Genomic DNA, 19,960 nt, shown 5'->3' with positions numbered 1-19,960 from the left:
GGCTCAATCCTGCCCGCTAGTCTTGAAACCCGCGGCGCGCAAGGCGGCCACGGCGTTCAGGCTGTCGGCCACGTCCGGCATGCGCACGGCGATGTCCGTCTGGGCCAATTCGCGCGCCAGCGTTTGCGCGGCGACGGTATCGGGCGAGCGGGTGTCGAAGTATTTGGACAAGGTGACGCCGACGTTGTCGAGCTCGCTCTTCCAGATGGCGGGCTGACGCATCAGCATGGCCAACTGGACCGTCAGCAGACGCTGGCGCAGCGTGGCGCGAACCTGATCGGCTTGCTCGGGGGACAGCAGCAACGCGGCGGGTTCATCCACGCGCTGGATGGTGATCAAGCCACCAAGCTCGTGCGCCAGGGCCGACCCGGCGCGGCCGGGCCACGACACGACTTCGGCGCGCCAACGCTGCCACCACGGCGCGTCGGCGGGCAAGCCGGCCTGCGGATCCACGGCCGGCGCGGGGGCAGCGGCGGGCTGGGTTTCGCCAGCGGCGACCATGCCCGGCGCGGCGGAGTCCGGCACCAGCAGCGGCGCCCTGCCCACCAACGCAACCAGGCGTTCGATGCGGGCGGATTGAGCGGGGATGTCGACGGTGGAAACGGCACGCAGGCGATCCAGGTCGCCGTTGATGGCTTGTTGCAGGCTGGCAAAGCGCGGACGGTCGGCTCGCGCCAGACGTGCCTGCGCGGTTTCCAGCGCGACGATGGCGTTGGACACGTTGCCGGCCAGGCGCAGTTGCTGGTTGCCGATGGTCAGCAGGCGTTCGATGTCGTTGGCCAGCAGTTCGTCGCTGGCGCTGTCGTTGAAGTTCTGCCAGGCCTGTTGCAGGGCGTTGTATTGGCTTTGCGTTTCGCGGACGGTGTCTTCAAGTTCGCCGACACGGCCGGCTTGAGCCTGTGCCAGCGCCAGCGCTTCGCGCGTGTCCTTGCGAGCCTGCGCCACGTCGGCGGTCAGCGTGTCGATGCGCGAAGCGACCTCGCGCCCTGCCGACACGAACTGGGTGCGCTGCTTCCACAGCGCATAACCCAGGCCTACAGCCAGCAGGATGACGATTATCAGGGCGGTGACCAGTGGGCCACTGCCGCGTTTGGCCGGACGGGCCTTGACGGGATCGGCCGGGGCCGATGCGGGCGCGCTTGCGCCCGGGGCGGCCGTGTGAACGACCGGATCGGTAGCGGGAGTCTTGTCTGTCATGACGCGATTGTATTCGGTGTCAGTCCGATGCAACGAATCAAGCAGCAACAAAAGCCTGGAATATCGACTCGTCGTTGGGCAAGCAGATTTTTACCATTGCCGGCGCGCTGGCGCCATCGCAGGCCGGCGGCACGCGCCGCGCCAGCGACGGATGCGTCAGCACGAAGCGGCATTGCCGCCACCACGATGCCAGGCCCGCATCCTCCAGATTCGCGCGCACGGCATCCGCGCCTTCGCCACTGGTGATCAGCCAGGTCGCGAATATGCCCGCATCCGCCCAACCCCGCAGGGCCTCCAGCGCCTCGGCATCCCACACAGCGGGACGCCGCAGATACGCCGCGTGACGCGTCACGGCCACGCCGTGGGCTTGCAACTGGTCGCCCAGCCAATCCCTGCCCTGCGTGCCGCGCACCAACAGCACGCGGCCCGGCAAGGCCGGCAGGCGGCCAAGCACGGCCCACAGGGCCTCGGAATCGTGGCTGGGGGCATCGTCACCAGGGTGCAGAACTGTTGTATTCGCGCCAAAGGCGGCGAGAACGCGCAGCGCTTGCGCGCTGGCCGGACCGACCGTGGCGGCGATCACGCCGTCGGGCCAGGGGGCCGCACCGTGCGCGGCCGCCAATTGCCCCAGGTACTGCTTGGCCGCGTTGCCGCTGACGAACACGACCATGTCGAAGTCGGCCGGACGCGGCAACTGCGCGGCCGGGACATCAAGCGAGTGGATTTCCAGCGCGGGCAGGATTCGGGCGGCCCAGCCGGCGTCGGCCAGACGCCCGGCCAACGCCTCGTTGCGGCCCTCGGGCCGCGTCAGCACGGCGACTTGGGCGGGGCTGGACATCAGTCCGGCCGAGGGTCGGCTTGCAGCAGTTCCTGGAGGATGGCGGCAGCGCCGGCATCCAGCAGCTCTTGCGCGGCGGCTTCACCCAGCGCCTGCGCATCGGCCACCGGCCCGCTGCGGCGGGTGTGAACCATGCGCACGCCGTCCGGCGAGGCCACCAAAGCACGCAATGACAGCGTATCGCCCGAGATTTCGGCAAATGCCGCCAGGGGCACCTGACAGGAGCCGCCCAGCTTGCGCGACACCGCGCGTTCGGCTTGGACGCACGAGGTGGTTGCCGCGCTGATCAGCGGCGCCAGCCATGCGCGCATGTCGTCGCGGTCGTTACGGATTTCGATGCCCAGCGCGCCCTGCCCGGCGGCCGGCAGGCTATCGGCCGGATCCAGCAGGCTACGGATGCGCGACTCCAGGCCCAGGCGCTGCAGGCCGGCCGCGGCAAGCACGATCGCGTCGTATTCGCCCTTGTCCAGCTTGCCCAGACGCGTGTCCAGATTGCCGCGCAGCGGCTTGACCACAAGCGTCGGAAAGCGCGCGCGAATCTGGGATTCGCGGCGCAGGCTGGACGTACCCACGACCGCGCCCGCTGGCAGATCAGCCAGGCTGGCGTAGCGATTGGAGACGAAGGCATCGCGCGGGTCCGCGCGATCGAGGATGGCGCACAGCTCGAACGGAGCTTGCAGATCCACCGGCACGTCCTTCAAGGAATGCACGGCAAGATCGGCGCGCCCGTCGAGCAACGCGTTTTCGAGTTCCTTGACGAACAGGCCTTTGCCACCGACCTTGGACAAGGTGCGGTCGAGGATCTGATCGCCTCGGGTTGTCAGGGTAAGAAGCTCAACCGCGCACGCTGGGTACAGCGTGCGCAGCCGGTCGCGCACATGCTCGGCTTGCCACAGGGCAAGCCGGCTGGCGCGGGTCGCGATGACCAGGCGTTGCGGAAGAGACACGTGCGGTCATCAAACGAAATTGGAGACGATGACCGTCGCGACTACCCCGAGGATGGCCAGCACGAAAAGGCCCTGAAGGAGGCTCAGGCCCGATTCGGATTGCTGGGGATCGACGGATCTACGCAGACTCATGTGCTGATTCCTTGGAAGCGGTTTTGCGGCTTGCCAGCCACCGTCCAAGGACAACAACGAGCAAGGCGCCAATAATTTCTGCAGCGATTTTAACCGTAGTCGGCTGAACACCGAATTGACGTTCGACAACCACATCGGTAATCAGCATGCCGCCGGCGATCCAGCCCAGCAATGCGGCGCCGAAGGTCACGACCAGCGGATACTTGTCGATCAGCTTCAGAACCAGGGTGCTGCCCCAGATGATGATTGGCACGCTGACGATCAGGCCGAAGGCGACCAGGCCGATCTGGTGGTCGGCGTGGGCATTCTGGGCCGCGCCGGCGATGGCGATGACGTTGTCCAGGCTCATCACGAAGTCAGCAATGATGATGGTCTTGATGGCGGCCGCGATGGACGTTCCGCCCTTCACGTTGCCATGCGCATCGTCTTCGGGGATCAGGAGCTTGACGCCGATCCAGACCAGCAGCAGACCGCCAACGACCTTCAGGAACGGAATCGACAGAAGCGTCAATGCGAAGGCAATCAGTACAACGCGCAGGATGATGGCGCCCGCGGTGCCCCAAAGAATGCCCTGCATGCGCTGCTTGGGCGCCAGATTGCGGCACGCCAGCGCGATGACCACCGCGTTGTCGCCACCGAGCAGGATGTCGATGAGGATGATCTGGAATACCGCTGCCCAACTCAGCGTCTGGAAAAACTCAAGCACTATGAACCCCCGAAGGCATTTTATGAAAAGAAAGGCCGGTCCCGAGCCGGCCATCCCGCCACGCGCTGCGCGGCGGGAGTATTCAAACAGCTAATTATTGTAATTCAGCTTTCATTCAGCTTTCTGGCGCATCAGCAAAACTTTACCAATTGCCAACACCAGCATCGCGCCCAGCGCGCCCGTCATCAGTTCGACGCTGTGATGGGATACGCCCAAGGCCGCGTCCAGACGCGCCACCGGTTCCTGCAAGGCGGGGTCACCCACCAGCAATTCACCAGCGATAAAGCCCAGCAACGCCGCGCCCACCCAGACGATGAGGGGGAAGCGCTCGATGACTTTCAACAGCAGCGTGCTGCCAAAAATGACCAGCGGGATGCTGATGGCCAAGCCAAGTACCAGCAAGGTCGTGTCGCCCATCGCGGCGGCAGCGACGGCCACCACGTTGTCCAGGCTCATGACCAGGTCGGCAATCATGATAGTGCGAATCGCGGTCAGCAAATTGCCTTGCGTCTTGCCCGCGCCATCTTCTTCGCCTTCCGGCATCAGCAGCGTGACGCCGATGTAGACAAGCAGCAACGCGCCGATCAGCTTGAGCCACGGCAGCAGCAGCAACTTGGCCGCAACCAGCGTCAGCACGATACGCATGATGATCGCGGCGGCAGAGCCGATCGTGATCGCTTTCTTTTGCTGCGCCGGAGGCAGCGAGCGCGCCGCCAGCGCAATAACCACGGCGTTGTCGCCCGATAGCAGAATGTTGACCCAAATGATCTGGAGCAGCGCTATCCAGAATGCCGCTGAACTGAGTTCCATGCCTCTCTTTCCTAGGTGTTGATCCCCCTAGGACGAACCAAATTAATGGATGAAAAAAAATATAAAAGCCGTACTGACCGTCTTGGTGCGAGCCCGACGGCATTCTTGCTGGGTACGAGCGAAATTTCTTTCATTATAGTTTCGTTCAGCTTTCCGTATGCTTGGACGACCGCGATATGGACACGGGATTACCCTAGGAAAGCTGCCGAAATATCGTGCTCGCTGCGGCCCGACAAGCGAAAAAAAGCCCGCCGAAGCGGGCTTTTCTGGCGACGCAATGCTGAAAGACTTACAGCACCGACTTGAGCAGCTTGCCCATTTCGGAGGGGTTGCGCGTGGTGCGGATGCCGCAAGCTTCCATGACTTCCAGCTTGGCGTCGGCCGTGTCGGCGCCACCGGAGATCAAGGCGCCAGCGTGGCCCATGCGCTTTCCAGGAGGCGCGGTGACACCAGCGATGAAGCCGACAACCGGCTTCTTCATGTTGTCCTTGGCCCACTCGGCGGCGTTGACTTCGTCCGGACCGCCGATTTCGCCGATCATGATGACGGCGTCGGTGTCGGGATCGTCATTGAACATCTTCAGGACGTCGACGTGCTTCAGGCCGTTGATGGGATCGCCACCGATGCCGACGGCGCTGGATTGACCCAGGCCCAGCTCGGTGACTTGCGCCACGGCTTCGTACGTCAGGGTGCCCGAACGGCTGACGATGCCGATGCGACCCTTGCGGTGGATGTGACCGGGCATGATGCCGATCTTGATTTCGTCCGGCGTGATCAGGCCGGGGCAGTTCGGGCCCAGCAGCAGCGTCTTGCTGCCCTTGGCCTTCATGCGGTTCTTGACTTCCAGCATGTCGCGGACCGGGATGCCTTCGGTAATGCAGATCACCAGATCCAGTTCGGCTTCGACAGCTTCCCAGATGGCGGCGGCGGCGCCGGCGGGCGGCACGTAGATGACGGACACGGTTGCGCCGGTGTCGGCCTTGGCTTCCTTGACGGAAGCGAAGATCGGCACGCCTTCGAAGTCTTCACCCGCTTTCTTCGGGTTCACGCCGGCCACGAAGGCGGCTTTGCCATTGGCATACTCACGGCACATACGGGTGTGGAACTGACCCGTCTTACCCGTGATGCCCTGGGTGATGACTTTGGTGTCCTTGTTAATCAGAATCGACATTTGTGAATCCTTGGCAATTTTCTTTTAACGCCGGGCCGCCCCAAGGTATCAACCGTCACTTGGGGGGCAGCAAGCCCCGAAGGGCCGCGGCGTATGGGCATTGTTACTTGACGGCGGCGACGACGCGGGTGGCGGCTTCGGCCATCGTGTCGGCGCTGATGATCGGCAGACCCGAGTCGGCCAGCATCTTCTTGCCGAGTTCTTCGTTGGTGCCCTTCATGCGCACGACCAGCGGCACGTTCAGGTTGACGGCCTTGCAAGCAGCGATCACGCCTTCGGCGATGACGTCGCAGCGCATGATGCCGCCGAAGATGTTGACCAGGATCGCCTTGACGCTCTTGTTGGCCAGCATGATCTTGAACGCTTCGGTGACCTTCTCGGCCGTTGCACCGCCGCCGACGTCCAGGAAGTTGGCCGGCTCGCCGCCGAACAGCTTGATGGTGTCCATCGTGGCCATGGCCAGACCGGCGCCGTTCACCAGGCAGCCGATGTTGCCGTCGAGCTGGATGTAGGCCAGGTCGAACTTGCTGGCTTCGATTTCAGCCGGATCTTCTTCGTCCAGGTCGCGGTAGGCGACGATTTCCGGGTGGCGGAACAGGGCGTTGGGGTCGAAGTTGAACTTGGCGTCCAGGGCGATGATGTTGCCCTTGCTGTCGCGGTTCAGCGGGTTGATTTCAACCAGCGACGCGTCCGTTTCCATGTAGCACTGGTACAGCTTCTGGAACACGTCCACGGCTTGGGCGGTCGAGTCGGCGGGCAGGCCGATCGCGTTGGCGATCTTGGTGGCTTGCTCGGCGGACAGGCCGGTCAGCGGGTCGATGTATTCGGTGATGATCTTCTCGGGAGTGGAGTGAGCCACTTCTTCGATGTCCATGCCGCCTTCGCTGGAAGCGATGAAGGCAACCTTTTGCGTGGCGCGGTCAGTGACCAGCGACACGTAGTATTCCTTCTGGATGTCGGCGCCGTCTTCGATGTACAGGCGACGGACCTTCTGGCCTTCGGGGCCGGTCTGGTGCGTGATCAGCTGCATGCCCAGGATTTCCGAGGCCAGCTTGCGCACGTCTTCCAGCGAGCGCGCCAGCTTGACGCCACCGCCCTTGCCACGGCCGCCCGCGTGAATTTGTGCCTTGACGACCCACACCGGTCCACCCAGCTTTTCAGCGGCAGCCACGGCCTCGTCGACGGAAAGAGCGGGAATACCGCGGGGCACCGGGATGCCAAATTGCTTCAGCAGTTCCTTGCCTTGATACTCGTGGATTTTCATGTGTTACCTGTCAGGACGTATGAGAAAGAGAAGGTGAATCGGAGGACGAATCGGCCGATGTCTCAGCGCTACCCCCCGTGTACCACTTGGGATAGTGCTCAGACACGACCGCGCCGTCAGTGCTCAATGCATGACAACCATCCAATTGGAATGGACGCCGGTTCGGGTTCGTTTCCTGCCGCCGACGGTTGGCCATGGTCTGCACCGCCGCAGTGGGAAGCACCTGCGACAGCTCGGTCATGTGCGTACAGCCCTTCACATGCCCGAATCGCTCTTTGACCTGGCGGCGGAATCCCTTGAGCAGATTCATGCCGATCAAATCAGTGTAAGCCGGCTCGATGGCCATGCAATGACCGTCATACGGGGCCGCATCATAGACAGCCTGAGCGTCCACGATCGAGAATTCCTCGTCGATGGTGATGCGCAGATGCATGTGGTGGATGGGCTGCCCGGCTTCGAACATCTTGCCGTCGCGCTTGGGAAAATCGTACGCCTTGACGTCGATCAGCTCGGCTTCCAGGTCCCAATTGCCGTCCTCGCGCGCATACGACTGCACGCGTATGGAACGCGTATGCAGCGGTTGACGAGGGTAATCCGGCGGTGGCAAGGGCATGCTGGGGGCCTGCGGGGCGAAGATGGCCTGCGCATGGTGCGCGGCAACAAAACCTTCAAAGTATAGCGCAGGCGGCTGCCGATCAAGCGGCAGGATTGCGCTGGCGGCCCCAAGCGGGCGGCGCGCCACGCCGCGCAGGCCGCCCTGCCCCCTCGGCCGTCAGTCCGTCCACGGCGTGGCCGGACTGCCCATCCAGGCCTGGCCCGCCGGAATGGTCTCGCCCTTGAGCACCAGCGTCAGCGGCCCCAGCCGGGCGCCGGCTTCGACATGGGTGCCGTACAGGATAGTGCTGCGGGGGCCCACGTTCACCCCTTGTCCGATATGGACCGGCCCGATCTTCATGACTCGGTCCTCAAACAGATGGGTCTGCGGCCCCGAGCCCGCGTGCAGCACGGCGTCATCGCCGATGAACACGCAGTCGTATTCCGTGATGTCGGTGGTGTCCATGAACACCCGCTTGCCAATCCGCGCCCCCATGCAGCGCAGGGCCAGGGGCAGCCACGGCGTGGCGCGCAGGAAGTTGAAGAAGTTCGGCACCGCGATGGATTCGTACAGGCTGGTGACCGCTTCGCTTTTCCAGACGAAGGGCGTCCACATCGGTTCGGCGCGGGCGCGGTAACGCCCCATCAACAGCCACTTGAGCAACACCAGGAACAAAAAGGTGCCCACGCCGTACAGCACCCCGGCCAGCATCAATTCGTCGAACGCCCCCACGAAACCCTGGTTGACGGCAACGGGGATCACCCGCATGACGGTCAGGTAGCCGACCGCGATGACCACGGCCAGCGGCAGGATCATGCGCAAGCCCTCGACCGCGCCGCGCGCCAGCTTGCGCGCCGCACTGGGCCGGAAGGTCAGGTGATCGGGGAAACCGGCGGTCTGCTCGCGCGCCGGCAGCGCCAGCGGCGGGTTGCCCAGCCATGTCTGGCCGCTGGCCATGACGCCGTTCGCCGGGGCGCGGCTTTGCACGCCGATCAGCACGTCGTCGGGCAACACCGAACCGTCGGGCACGTAGGCCCCGTTTCCGACAAAGCTGCGATTGCCGACGACGGTGGGCCGCAGCCGCATCCAGCCCCGGTCGATTTCTTCGTCGCCCAGCATCACGCCATCGGCGATGAAGCTGTCGCGCCCCAATGTCAGCATGTCCGGCACGATGCCCATGGCAGTGGAAATCTCGGTGCCGCGCCCCACCTTCGCGCCCAGCAGCCGATACCACGAGCCGGCATAGATGGACGCATACAGCCCATGCAGGACGCTCAGGCTGGCCTCCTGAATCTGGTTGGTCAACCAGCGGCGCAGATAAATCTGGCCATACACCGGCCACTGCCCCGCCGACAGCCGGGGCAAGAGCGACCAGCGCAGCACGGCGCAGGCCAGCACGGTCAACAGCAACAGCAACGCGCTGGCGGGCAGCGCCAGCAGCAGGTAGCACAAGAAGGCATAGGGCCAGGAGGCGCGCGTGCCCATCAGGTCCAGCCAGCGCGCGTCGATCCAATCGATCAGAACGAAGCTGGGAAACACCGGCATGAAGAACAATGCCGCGATCAGCGTGCCGCCTGCCGCATAAGCCAACACGTCCAAGCGGCGCCAGCTCCCGCTGCGTTCGGGCCTGGGCGGCAAATCGGAAGGCTGCGCGCGCGGATCGTGACGCGCCGGCGCGCCCGTCCAGGTCTGCCCGGCGGGCACGCGCGCACCGGAGGCCAGCGACGACAGGCCTTCAAGCCGGGCCCCCTCGCCCATCGACACGTCGCCCTGCAACACCGCGTACGAGCCCACGTAGGCGTTGTCGGCCAGGGTGATCGGGGCGACTTCCCAGATGCCTCCGCGCACGGCGAAGTTCTCCAGGTTGACGGCCGCGCCGATGCTGACGCCGTCGCCCACCGTCAAGAGATCCGGCGCGCGCACCGACACTCGGCTGATGGCGGCGTCGCGCCCAATGCGCGCACCCAGCGCTCGCAGATACCAGATCTGTAGCGGCGAACCTGCCAGCAGATGCGCGGGCGGAATATCCAGGATGCGGTCGACCAGCCACCAACGATAAAAGCGCCACCCGTACAGCGGATAGCGGCCGGGCTTCTGCCGTCCGACGATGGCCCATTTGCATGCCACCGCCACGCCGAAGCTCAGAAGATTGCAGGCGAGAAAACTGGCAATGGACAGCGCCACGGCGCGCCATACCGAATCGCCATCGTCGCCCGTCAGGTAGTGATAGGTGAAAAACGGCGTCAGCCAGATCAGCATGCGCACGCCGATCAGCAGGGGCAGCACGGCCAGTTGCGCCAGCCCGCAAGCCCAGCGGCGCCATTCCGGCGCGCGTGCCTCGGTGTCCACGGGCGCAGCGTCCGCAGGGCTGGCCGCCATCAACGCATCCAGGCGCGCGGCCAACGCGCCCACGCCGGCATGCTGATAAAGCTCGTGCATGCTCAAGGCCGATAGCTTCGGATGCTTGCGCAGCGCCGACACCAACCGCGCCGCCAATAGGGAATGGCCGCCCAGGTCGCGGAAGAAATCGCTGGCCAGGTGCAGCGGTTGCCCGGGAAACAACGGCCGCAGCGCATCGAACAGCGCCTGCTGGCCCGGCGTGGCCGGTACGTCGTCTTCGCCAGACGGCCGCGCCTCCGTGTCCAGATCGCGCGTCCGCAAGGCCTTGCGGTCGATCTTGCCCGAGGTCAGGCGCGGCACCTCGACCACCCATTCAAAGCGGGCGGGAATCATGTAAGCGGGCAGCTCGCGCGACAAGGCCGCGCGCAAGGCGTGCAGATCCAGCCGCGCCTCGCCCTCGGGGGTCAGGAAGGCAACCAGTTGCTCGATGCCCGCCAGATCACGCAGCACCACGGCGGCGGCCCCCACGCCAGGCTGGCGGTACAGCGCCGCCTCGATCTCGCCCAGCTCGACGCGAAAGCCCCGCACCTTCACCTGATCGTCGCTGCGACCCAGGCAATGGATCTGACCGTGCTCGTCGATGCGCGCCAGGTCGCCGCTGCGATACATGCACGTATCGTGGTCGCCACTGGGCCGGGGATTGGCCAGGAATTTTTCGGCGGTAAGCTCCGGCCGGCCCAGATAGCCGTCGGCCACGCCCGGGCCCGTGATGCACAATTCGCCCACCTGGCCCACCGGCAATACCGCGCCATCTTCACCACGCACCAGCATGCCGTAGTTGGGTAGCGGCACGCCGATCGTCACCGCTTGGCCCGGCAGCAGTTCAGCCAGGCTGGCGGACACCGTGGTCTCGGTCGGGCCATACGTATTGAACAGCCGGCGGCCCGGCGTGGCCCAGCGCGGCACAAGGAATTCAGGGCAGACTTCACCCCCAAGATTCACGATACGCAGGCCGGGTACGTCGTGCGCGAACAAGGCCAGCAACGTGGGCACCGCATGCAGCACCGTGATGCCTTCTCGCACCAGGGCATCGGGCAAGCCTTCCGGATCGGTCGTGAGCAACTTGGGCGCCACCCACAGGCTCGCGCCCACCAGGTAGCTGATCCAGATTTCCTCGAAGGACATGTCGAACGCCACCGAAAAACCCTGGTAGACCTTGTCGCCATGACGCACGCCCAGCACTTCGTTTTCGCTGCGCAGGAAATGACAGATGCTGGCCTGGTTGATCGGCACGCCCTTGGGCTTGCCGGTCGAACCTGACGTATAGATGACATACGCCGGATGTTCCGGCCGCAGCCCTTCCCGCTTCTTCAACGGACCGTCGACGGGCATCGCCAACGCCCATGGCGTGTAGGTCTGCATGCCGTCGAGCCGCACATCGGGACTTGCGATCAAGCCCTGTGCGCCCGCATCCTGCAAACACACCAGCATGCGCTCGGGCGGTGTGTCCGCTTCGAACGGCAACCAGGCCGCCCCCGCCAATGCGATGGCCGCCTGCATCACCAGCAGGTCCGCGCCGCGCGGCAGGCACAGGCCCACGATATGCCCGGGCCGCACGCCGGCCTCGATCAGATGGTGCGCGGCCAGGCTGGCGCGTTGGCCAAGCGTGTCGTAAGTGAGGGATTGATCCTGCCACTGAATGGCGATGGCGGCGGGAACCCGCAGGATCGTGGCTTCCAGAATATCGGGCAGCGTTTCCGCAACAAGCAAATCCGGCCGATAAGGGCCTTGAAGAATCATAGTGACGGCGACAATCCAGCGGCTGAAATTCGGTGGCGTAAGGATAGTGGCTTAATGGACCGCTGCTGTAAGAATTCGTTCACGTCCTTCAAAGAAAAAACCCCTTGCGCAATGCCCGTGGGCAGCATGCAAGGGGTCGATGACGGCGCCTCGCTTGCGCGAGGCACGCCGATGCCGGATTGGCCTTATGCAGATTGGCGCAGGGCGCGCGCGGCTTGCACCATGCCGATCAGCGCGGCTTCGGTTTCGGGCCAGGCACGCGTCTTCAGGCCGCAGTCAGGATTGACCCACAGACGTTCCTTCGGCAAGCGGGCCGCCGCCTTTTCCATCAAGCCAACCATCCAGTCGACTTCGGGCACGTTGGGCGAGTGAATGTCATACACACCCGGGCCGATGTCGTTCGGATAGTCGAAGTCTTCGAACGCCTTCAACAATTCCATGTTCGAGCGCGACGTTTCGATAGTGATGACATCGGCGTCCATGGCCGCGATGGATTCGATGATGTCGTTGAATTCCGAATAGCACATGTGCGTGTGGATCTGCGTTTCATCGCGCACGCCGGCCGTGGCCAAGCGGAAGCAATCCACGGCCCAATCCAGGTACGTCTTCCAGTCGGCGCGGCGCAGCGGCAGGCCTTCACGAATCGCTGGCTCGTCGATCTGTATGACGCTGATGCCGGCGGTTTCCAGGTCGACCACTTCGTCGCGCAAGGCCAGCGCCAGTTGGCGGCAGGTCTGCTCACGCGGTTGATCGTCGCGCACGAAGGACCATTGCAGGATCGTGACCGGACCGGTCAGCATGCCCTTGACCGGCTTGTCCGTCAGCGATTGCGCGTACGACGACCAGCCCACCGTCATCGGCGCGGGCCGGGCAACGTCGCCAAAAATGATCGGCGGCTTGACGCAGCGCGAGCCATAGCTTTGCACCCAACCGTTCTTGGTGAACGCGAAGCCGGCCAGCAGTTCGCCGAAATACTCGACCATGTCGTTGCGTTCGGGTTCGCCGTGCACCAGCACGTCCAGCCCCACCTTTTCCTGGAAGCGGATGACTTCCTCGATCTCCTTGCGGATGGCGGTCTCGTAACCCGAATCCGTCAGCGCGCCGGCCTTCCAGTCGCGGCGCAGCGCGCGGATTTCAGCGGTCTGCGGGAAGGATCCGATCGTGGTGGTCGGGTAGGCGGGCAGACCCAGTTGCTCTTGCTGACGTGCGATGCGGCCAGTGAAAGGAGCACGATCGCGCGAGACAGAAGCCGCGCCGGCCATGCGTTGGCCGACAACGGGGTTGTGAATGCGCGGCGACGAGCGGCGAGCCGCCAGCGCAGCGCGCTGCTTGATCAGGCCATCCTGCGCGGAGCTATCGGTGGCGTTGTCCAGGGCGCGGCCCAGCAGGTTCAGCTCTTGCAGCTTTTGCGCGGCGAACGCCAGCCAGCTTTTCAGTTCGGCATCCAATTCCGTTTCATTGGCCAGATCCACCGGCACGTGCAGCAACGAGCACGATGGCGCCAGCCACAGGCGATCTCCCAACTGCTGCTTGATGGGCGCCAGCATCGCGATGGCGGCATCCAGATCCGTGCGCCAGATGTTGCGGCCATTGATGATGCCGGCGGACAGCACCTGATCGGCACGCAGGCCGGCCACCACGTCAGCCAGTTGTTCCGGCGCACGGACGAGATCCACGTGCAAGCCCGCCACGGGCAGCGCTTGCGCGGTCGCCAGATTGTCTTTCAGGCCATCGAAGTAGGTGGCGATCAGCAACTTGACCGGGCTTGCCGACAAGGTGGCATACACCGACTTGAACGCGTCGCGCCAGGCTTGCGGCAGGTCGAGCACCAGGATGGGCTCGTCGATCTGCACCCATCGCACGCCTTGCTTGGCAAAGCGCGCGAGGACTTGCTGATACACCGGCAGCAAAGCAGCCAGCAATTGCAGCTTGCCTTCATCGGCAGCGCCGCCCGCGAAGGCGTCGCCCTTGCCCTGGTACAGCCAGGTCAGCGGACCCGGGATCACCGGCTTGACGTCGTGGCCCAGCGCTTGCGCTTCCTGGACCTGCTCGAACAGCGATTCGCGGGCGATGCGGAAAGTCTGGCCGGGCACCAGCTCCGGCACGATGTAGTGGTAGTTGGTATCGAACCACTTGGTCATTTCGCAAGCGGCGGCCGGCTTGCCCGATGGCGCGCGGCCACGGCCCATGCGGAACAGCGTGTCCAGCGATACGGCTTCGTTGTCTTTCTGGCCAAAGCGCGCGGGCACGGCGCCCAGCAGCGTGCTCCATTCCAGGATCTGGTCGTACCAGGCAAAGTCGCCCACCGGCACGAACTTCAATCCCGCGGCCGCTTGCAGCTTCCAGTGCTTGGCGCGCAATTCACGGCCAGTCTCTTCAAGCGCCTCGGCGGTCTGCTTGCCGGCCCAGTAAGCCTCGACAGCGCGCTTGAGTTCGCGTTGCGCGCCGATTCGGGGGAAACCAAGATTATGAATAGTAGTCATGACAACACCGCCGTTAGACAAAATTTGTTCAAGTGGCAGTTATTGTGCCGACAAAGTTATATGAATCAAAATCAATGTTCACATCCATAAGATGAGGGAATCTCATACAATCCAGATTCACTCCCCGCCACGCCACATGCCCTCATGCTAGAAATCCGCCACCTTGAAACGCTGACCGCCATCCGTGAGGGCGGCAGTCTGCAAGAAGCCGCTGAACGCCTGCACCTGACGCAGTCCGCCCTGTCGCATCAATTGCGCGACCTGGAAACGCGGCTAGGCACGCCGCTCTTGAATCGCCGCACCCGCCCTGCCCGCTTGACCACTGCGGGGCTGCGCGTGCTGGCGTTGGCGGATGAGGTGTTGCCCCGGATCCGTGCAACGGAACGCGACCTGCAAAGGCTGGCGGCCGGACGCACGGGAAGACTGCATCTGGCGATCGACTGCCACTCGTGCTTTCAGTGGCTGATGCCCGCGCTGGACGCGTTCCGGGTGCAGTGGCCCGACGTGGCGCTGGACTTGTCGGCGGCGTTTTCATTTGCCCCCTTGCCGGCGCTGGTGCGCGGCGACCTGGACCTGGTCATCACGTCCGACCCGCAGCCGCTGGATGCGGTGGAATACCTGCCCTTGTTCAAGTACGAACTGGTGCTGGCGGTATCGGAATCCAATCCGCTGGCGGGCAGCAAATTCATCATGCCCGACCAGTTGGCGGACCAGACGCTGATCACGTACCCCGTGGACAAGCAACGATTGGACGTATTCACTGCCTTCCTGGATCCCGCGGACGTCGAGCCCGCTTCAGTCCGCAAGGCCGAGCTGACTCCGATCATCGCGCAACTGGTGGCCAGCAACCGGGGCGTGGCGGCGCTGCCGAACTGGGCGCTGACCGAATACATGAACCAGGGGTGGTTGCGGCTGTGCAGGCTGGGGCCTCAAGGCGTGTGGCGCACGCTGTACGCCACCGTCCGCAGCGAAGATACGGACGCGTCCTACATCGACGAATTCCTGACCATCACGCGCGACGTGTGCTTCAAGACGCTGTCGGGCATCAAGTCGGCGAAGGCGTAGCTAAACGCGGGATCAGTCTTCGTCGCCCTCGCCCAGGATGCGGCGAATGACGTCGTGCGCGAATCCTCGGCTGGCCAGGAACCGCGCCTGTCTGGCGTAGACCGTGCGGTCTTGCGGCTTGGCGTCGAAGCGCTTTTTCCAGACTTCCAGCGCGCGGTCGTATTCGGTGGCGCGCAGTTGCTCGCGCAATTCGGCGACCTGGGTATCGTCCACGCCATGCTGGCGAAGTTCCTGCACGATGCGGGCAGCACCTTGGCGCGAGGCGCGGCGATGCACCAGGCTTTGCGCGAAGCGCTCGGTCGACAGCCAGCCTTCCTTTTCCAGCGCATCCAGCACGCTTTCGATTTCATCGGCGTCTTCGGCGTAGGCGGCCAATTTGCGCGCCAGTTCCTCGCGCGCATGCTCGCGGCGCGACAGATATCCCACCGCGCGCATCTTCAAAGACGGGCCCCGGCGAGCCTGCTTGCCATCATCGGCGGCCGCGTCGTCGGAACCGACAGACGCGGTCTCGAAGCCGGCATCGGATTCAGATTCGGATTGACGGGCCGAGCGTGGCCCGCCCCGCGCCGCGCCCCGCTGCCCGGACGCACGAGGCTGGGACGCACGCTGTTCGGAGCTGCGCTGCCACTGGTCTTTGTCGGGGGCAGGCTCGGCCGCTTCTTGCGCGCGGCGCGCGTCCGAACTACGCCGCAAGCCTTGAGGCTTCGCGACGGTTTCAAACTCGTCGTCCAACTTGGCACGAAGACGGTCGGCTGACGCGGGGGTCGATTTCCAGCTCATGCGCTTCCTGCTATGCAAAACGGCAGGCCCATCATGGCGCCTGCCGTGTATGGCCGGGCGATAACGCCGCCCGACGCAATCAGCGCCCGACGCAGACGGCGCCCGACGCCAGCCATCTTGAATCCCGGCCGCCAGCGCAACAGCGCTGATGACCGGAAGACGGCTTATTCGGCGGTGTCTTCCGCCGTGGGCACGAATTCAGCGGCGCGGCTGACGATGCCCTGGTTCTCACGAACGCGGTTTTCGATCTCGATCGCCATGTCGCGGTGCTCTTTCAGGTATTCGCGCACGTTGTCCTTGCCCTGACCGATGCGGTTGCCGTTGTAGCTGTACCACGCGCCGGATTTGTCGACCACGTTCGCGGCCACGCCCAGGTCGATGATTTCGCCTTCGCGCGAAATGCCGGCACCGTACATGATGTCGAATTCGGCCTGCTTGAACGGCGGCGCGACCTTGTTCTTGACGACCTTGACGCGGGTTTCGTTGCCGACGACCTCGTCACCCTTCTTGATGGAGCCGATACGGCGGATGTCCAGACGCACCGAGGCGTAGAACTTCAGCGCGTTGCCGCCCGTCGTGGTTTCGGGATTGCCGAACATGACGCCGATCTTCATGCGGATCTGGTTGATGAAGATGACCATGCAGTTGGTGCGCTTGATCGTGGCGGTCAGCTTGCGCAGCGCCTGGCTCATCAGGCGGGCTTGCAGGCCGGGCAGGGAATCGCCCATTTCGCCTTCGATTTCAGCCTTGGGCACCAAGGCGGCCACCGAGTCGATGACGATCAGGTCAACCGAGCCCGAACGCACCAGCGCATCAGTGATTTCCAGCGCTTGTTCGCCCGTGTCCGGCTGCGAGATCAGCAGGTCGGTCAGATTCACGCCCAACTTGTTGGCGTATTGGACGTCCAGCGCGTGCTCGGCGTCGACGAAGGCGCAGGTGCCGCCAATTTTCTGCATTTCTGCAATGACTTGCAGCGTCAGCGTGGTCTTGCCCGAGGATTCCGGGCCGTAGATTTCGACCACGCGGCCGCGCGGCAGGCCGCCAACGCCCAGTGCGATGTCCAGACCCAACGACCCCGTGGAAACCACCTGGATATCGTGCGAGACCTCGTTATCGCCGTAACGCATGATCGAGCCCTTGCCAAACTGCTTTTCGATCTGCGAAAGCGCGGCGGCAAGCGCCTTGGCCTTTTCCGATGCGGCGGCCTTGGTGGTTTTGTCGTCCATGTAAAGTCCTGTCTGTAACGTATCTGGTGGTTGCGGCGTCAAGCGGGGGCCAGTTAGGGTGGTTACCCTGGGAAGTGCCTGAACGTGGACCGCAGCGTTGCTGTGTTGATTCAGGTTCAGATTATTGCACCGGATTGTACTGTACAAAAAACCAGTGTGCCAGAGTTTTGCACGTATTCCCTGAGTGGGCAAGGTTCTCGTCGTATGACAGAATCGAAGCCGACCCCGGCGTTTCGTCCCTTTTCCACCGCCGGGCCGCCCACAAGGCGGCGCCCTCCGCAGCGGGGGCAGCCAACGCGCAACGCGCTGGCGCCACAGGGACCTTTTTGCAGCGCCTTTGCAGCCCCATGCGTATCCTGATCGCCGAAGACGACAGCATTCTGGCCGACGGCCTATCCCGGTCATTGCGGCACAACGGTTATGCGGTTGACGCCGTGCGCGACGGGCTTGCCGCCGATTCCGCCTTGGCGGCCCAAGCGTTTGATTTGCTCATCCTGGATCTGGGCCTGCCGCAACTGGCCGGCCTGGAAGTGCTGCGCCGGTTGCGCGCCCGCAACTCCGCCCTGCCCGTCCTGATTCTTACCGCCGCCGACAGCATCGAACAGCGCGTCAAGGGCCTGGACCTGGGCGCGGACGATTACATGGCCAAGCCTTTCGCTCTGTCCGAATTGGAAGCGCGCGTGCGCGCACTGACCCGGCGCGGCGCGGGTGGCGGAGCCACGATGCTCAAGCATGGCCGGCTGCTGTTCGACCAGACCGGCCGGGTCGCCATCGTCGACGACCAGACGCTGGACCTGTCGGCGCGTGAAGTCAGCCTGCTGGAAATCCTGCTCACGCGCAGCGGCCGCATGGTCAGCAAGACGCAATTGGTGGACCACCTGTGCGAATGGGGCGAAGAAGTCAGCACCAACGCCATCGAGGTCTATGTGCATCGCCTGCGCAAGAAACTCGAACCCAGCGGCGTGAAGATCGTCACGGTGCGCGGCCTGGGCTATTGTCTGGAGCGGGACCAGGGTGCCGCGTACCTCGCCAGCTGACCCTCGGCCCGAGCCGCTGAATCAGGAAGCGCTGGATATCATGCAGGCCGGGTCCAAGGGCCCAAGCTTCGCACCGCCGCAGCGCTCGCTGCTGGGCGAAATCCTGGACTGGATGCTGGCGCCCCTGTTCCTGCTGTGGCCCATGAGCGTCGCGATCACCTACGTGGTTGCGCAGAACATCGCCAACGTGCCCTATGACCGCGCGCTGGCCAACAACCTGCATGTCCTGACCCGGCAAGTCCATGCCCAGGACGGCCGCGCGGTGCTGAAGATGACCGACGCGGCGCGCGACGTGTTGCGCGCCGACGAGACCGACAGCGTGTTCTGGCTGGCGCTGGGCAGCCGCGGCGAATACCTGGGCGGCGACCGCGCGCTGCCGCTGCCCGCCACCGTGGGCCAGCCTCGTCCCGGCGAAGTCCAGTACGAAGACGACACCATGCGCGGTTTCGGCATACGCCTGGCGTTCACCTGGGTGGACCTGAATCTGCCCAACACGCAGCCCGCGCTGCTGATCGTGGCCGAGACCGTGGAAAAGCGCACGCAGTTGGCCAACGACATCATCAAGGGCGTCATCATTCCGCAGTTCGTGGTGCTGCCCATCGCGGTGCTGCTGGTGTGGTTCGGCCTGTCGCGCGGCGTGGCGCCGCTGAACGCGCTGCAACAGCGCCTGCGCGCGCGCCGGCCTGACGACCTGTCTCCCATCGACGAACGCGCCGCGCCATCCGAAATCGCGCCGCTGGTGGCCGCCATGAACGACCTGCTGGATCGTTTGTCGGCCAACGTGCAGGCGCAGCGCCGTTTCGTGGCGGACGCGGCCCACCAATTGAAGACGCCGCTGGCCGGCTTGCGCACGCAGGCCGAATTGGCGTTGCGCGACGCCAGCCCCGAGGAAATGCAATCAAGCCTGCGCCAGCTGGTGACCGGGTCCGAACGCGCGACGCGGCTGGTCAATCAGCTGCTGTTGCTGGCGCGCGCTGAAAACCCCAGCGCCATCGGCCTGACCCGCACCGACCTGAACGCGATTGCCTACGAACAGACGATGCACTGGGTGCCGCACGCGCTGTCGCTGAACACCGACCTTGGGTTCGAGGGTTCCGATGACCCGGTCGACATCAACGGCAACCCGCTGCTGCTTGCCGAATTGCTGAACAACCTTGTCGACAACGCGCTGCGCTATACGCCGCGCGGCGGCCACATCACCGTGCGCGTGCAACGCAGCGGTGAAGACGCCGTGCTGGAAGTGGAAGATTCTGGTCCAGGCATCCCTCCCGACGAGCGCGAACGCGTCTTCGACCGCTTCTACCGCGTGCTGGGCACCGCCTCTGATGGCAGCGGGCTGGGCCTGGCGATCGTGCGCGAGATTGCGCAGAAGCACCAGGCGACGGTGTTGATCAACGACCACCCCAGTCCGCATTCGGACCTGCCGGGCACGCGCATCAGCGTGGTGTTCCCGCCCTACGCCGAATCGCCCGATCTGCTCGACAACTGACGTTTTCCTGCCCCAAGCCCGGCTAAGGACTATCCCTAGCTCCGGGCGCATAGCTTACATATGGTTTCAATTTTAAGATT

At 64.4% G+C, this 19,960-nt stretch carries 16 protein-coding genes; 3 read left to right on the top strand and 13 right to left on the bottom strand.

Translation table 11 applies throughout. From position 1 onward, the window contains the following. Nucleotides 1-3: 3 nt before the first annotated feature. The 11 genes from API01S_RS11470 to metE all read right to left on the bottom strand — a co-directional run bounded on the left by API01S_RS11470 (nt 4) and on the right by metE (nt 14,283). A complete protein-coding gene (locus tag API01S_RS11470; RefSeq protein WP_050728148.1) occupies nt 4-1,197 on the bottom strand; it encodes a uroporphyrinogen-III C-methyltransferase in 1,194 nt (397 codons plus the stop codon). A 37-nt stretch (nt 1,198-1,234) separates the two neighbouring features. Next, nucleotides 1,235-2,035: a uroporphyrinogen-III synthase gene (locus API01S_RS11465; protein WP_061304525.1), complete on the bottom strand. Its 801-nt coding sequence runs from the start codon at nt 2,033-2,035 to the stop codon at nt 1,235-1,237. Continuing rightward, nucleotides 2,035-2,982 (bottom strand): hydroxymethylbilane synthase, encoded by a 948-nt coding sequence (gene hemC, locus API01S_RS11460; RefSeq protein ID WP_050727719.1) that lies wholly within the window; start codon nt 2,980-2,982, stop codon nt 2,035-2,037. Before hemC ends, API01S_RS11465 begins: the two co-directional genes overlap by 1 nt. Before the next feature lie 9 nt (nt 2,983-2,991). After that, nucleotides 2,992-3,114, bottom strand: a complete 123-nt coding sequence (locus API01S_RS29520) for a hypothetical protein (RefSeq protein WP_006218348.1) — start codon at nt 3,112-3,114, stop codon at nt 2,992-2,994. Further along, nucleotides 3,101-3,820 carry a TerC family protein gene (locus API01S_RS11455; protein WP_039883011.1) on the bottom strand — a complete coding sequence of 240 codons (720 nt, stop codon included), beginning with the start codon at nt 3,818-3,820 and terminating at the stop codon, nt 3,101-3,103. Before API01S_RS11455 ends, API01S_RS29520 begins: the two co-directional genes overlap by 14 nt. 111 nt (nt 3,821-3,931) lie before the next feature. Continuing rightward, nucleotides 3,932-4,630, bottom strand: a complete 699-nt coding sequence (locus API01S_RS11450; RefSeq protein WP_050727720.1) for a TerC family protein — start codon at nt 4,628-4,630, stop codon at nt 3,932-3,934. A gap of 289 nt (nt 4,631-4,919) precedes the next feature. After that, a complete protein-coding gene (gene sucD / locus API01S_RS11445) occupies nt 4,920-5,801 on the bottom strand; it encodes a succinate--CoA ligase subunit alpha (protein WP_006218345.1) in 882 nt (293 codons plus the stop codon). A 103-nt stretch (nt 5,802-5,904) separates the two neighbouring features. Continuing rightward, nucleotides 5,905-7,065, bottom strand: coding sequence for an ADP-forming succinate--CoA ligase subunit beta (sucC, locus tag API01S_RS11440; RefSeq protein ID WP_006218344.1), 1,161 nt, complete (start codon nt 7,063-7,065; stop codon nt 5,905-5,907). A gap of 10 nt (nt 7,066-7,075) precedes the next feature. Next, entirely contained in the window at nt 7,076-7,678 is a 603-nt protein-coding gene (locus tag API01S_RS11435) for a DUF2889 domain-containing protein (RefSeq protein ID WP_039883991.1), read from the bottom strand. 159 nt (nt 7,679-7,837) lie between these two features. Next, on the bottom strand, nt 7,838-11,800 hold the full coding sequence (locus tag API01S_RS11430; protein ID WP_061304523.1) for a Pls/PosA family non-ribosomal peptide synthetase: 3,963 nt from the start codon (nt 11,798-11,800) through the stop codon (nt 7,838-7,840). Between the two features lie 185 nt (nt 11,801-11,985). Then, entirely contained in the window at nt 11,986-14,283 is a 2,298-nt protein-coding gene (gene metE / locus API01S_RS11425; RefSeq protein ID WP_050727722.1) for a 5-methyltetrahydropteroyltriglutamate--homocysteine S-methyltransferase, read from the bottom strand. Nucleotides 14,284-14,427: 144 nt separating this feature from the next. Between metE and API01S_RS11420 the strand changes: the two genes are divergently transcribed. Next, entirely contained in the window at nt 14,428-15,348 is a 921-nt protein-coding gene (locus API01S_RS11420; RefSeq protein ID WP_061304522.1) for a LysR family transcriptional regulator, read from the top strand. Between the two features lie 12 nt (nt 15,349-15,360). On the opposite strand, the gene recX is transcribed toward API01S_RS11420, so the two are convergent. Further along, nucleotides 15,361-16,128, bottom strand: a complete 768-nt coding sequence (gene recX, locus API01S_RS11415; RefSeq protein WP_061304519.1) for a recombination regulator RecX — start codon at nt 16,126-16,128, stop codon at nt 15,361-15,363. A gap of 164 nt (nt 16,129-16,292) precedes the next feature. Next, complete coding sequence (gene recA / locus API01S_RS11410; protein WP_006218338.1) at nt 16,293-17,354, bottom strand: recombinase RecA; 1,062 nt, start codon at nt 17,352-17,354, stop codon at nt 16,293-16,295. Between the two features lie 347 nt (nt 17,355-17,701). On the opposite strand from recA, the gene API01S_RS11405 reads away from it, so the two are divergent. Then, complete coding sequence (locus tag API01S_RS11405; RefSeq protein ID WP_006218337.1) at nt 17,702-18,391, top strand: response regulator transcription factor; 690 nt, start codon at nt 17,702-17,704, stop codon at nt 18,389-18,391. Nucleotides 18,392-18,503: 112 nt separating this feature from the next. After that, nucleotides 18,504-19,880 carry a sensor histidine kinase gene (locus tag API01S_RS11400; RefSeq protein ID WP_156487109.1) on the top strand — a complete coding sequence of 459 codons (1,377 nt, stop codon included), beginning with the start codon at nt 18,504-18,506 and terminating at the stop codon, nt 19,878-19,880. Nucleotides 19,881-19,960: the final 80 nt, after the last annotated feature.

Origin of the sequence: Achromobacter piechaudii NBRC 102461 (assembly GCF_001571245.1) — a bacterium.
GTDB classification, from domain to species: Bacteria; Pseudomonadota; Gammaproteobacteria; order Burkholderiales; family Burkholderiaceae_B; genus Achromobacter; species Achromobacter piechaudii.
This window is presented reverse-complemented; position numbering and strand designations above follow the sequence as displayed.

What these genes read in the sequence shown, in the direction of transcription:
- API01S_RS11435 (WP_039883991.1), bottom strand. Translation starts at nt 7,678, where the DNA reads ATGCCCTTGCCACCGCCGGATTACCCTCGTCAACCGCTGCATACGCGT.
- API01S_RS29520 (WP_006218348.1), bottom strand. Translation starts at nt 3,114, where the DNA reads ATGAGTCTGCGTAGATCCGTCGATCCCCAGCAATCCGAATCGGGCCTG.
- API01S_RS11465 (WP_061304525.1), bottom strand. Translation starts at nt 2,035, where the DNA reads ATGTCCAGCCCCGCCCAAGTCGCCGTGCTGACGCGGCCCGAGGGCCGC.
- sucD (WP_006218345.1), bottom strand. Translation starts at nt 5,801, where the DNA reads ATGTCGATTCTGATTAACAAGGACACCAAAGTCATCACCCAGGGCATC.
- sucC (WP_006218344.1), bottom strand. Translation starts at nt 7,065, where the DNA reads ATGAAAATCCACGAGTATCAAGGCAAGGAACTGCTGAAGCAATTTGGC.
- recA (WP_006218338.1), bottom strand. Translation starts at nt 17,354, where the DNA reads ATGGACGACAAAACCACCAAGGCCGCCGCATCGGAAAAGGCCAAGGCG.
- recX (WP_061304519.1), bottom strand. Translation starts at nt 16,128, where the DNA reads ATGAGCTGGAAATCGACCCCCGCGTCAGCCGACCGTCTTCGTGCCAAG.
- API01S_RS11420 (WP_061304522.1), top strand. Translation starts at nt 14,428, where the DNA reads ATGCTAGAAATCCGCCACCTTGAAACGCTGACCGCCATCCGTGAGGGC.
- API01S_RS11450 (WP_050727720.1), bottom strand. Translation starts at nt 4,630, where the DNA reads ATGGAACTCAGTTCAGCGGCATTCTGGATAGCGCTGCTCCAGATCATT.
- API01S_RS11430 (WP_061304523.1), bottom strand. Translation starts at nt 11,800, where the DNA reads ATGATTCTTCAAGGCCCTTATCGGCCGGATTTGCTTGTTGCGGAAACG.
- API01S_RS11400 (WP_156487109.1), top strand. Translation starts at nt 18,504, where the DNA reads ATGCTGGCGCCCCTGTTCCTGCTGTGGCCCATGAGCGTCGCGATCACC.
- API01S_RS11470 (WP_050728148.1), bottom strand. Translation starts at nt 1,197, where the DNA reads ATGACAGACAAGACTCCCGCTACCGATCCGGTCGTTCACACGGCCGCC.
- metE (WP_050727722.1), bottom strand. Translation starts at nt 14,283, where the DNA reads ATGACTACTATTCATAATCTTGGTTTCCCCCGAATCGGCGCGCAACGC.
- API01S_RS11405 (WP_006218337.1), top strand. Translation starts at nt 17,702, where the DNA reads ATGCGTATCCTGATCGCCGAAGACGACAGCATTCTGGCCGACGGCCTA.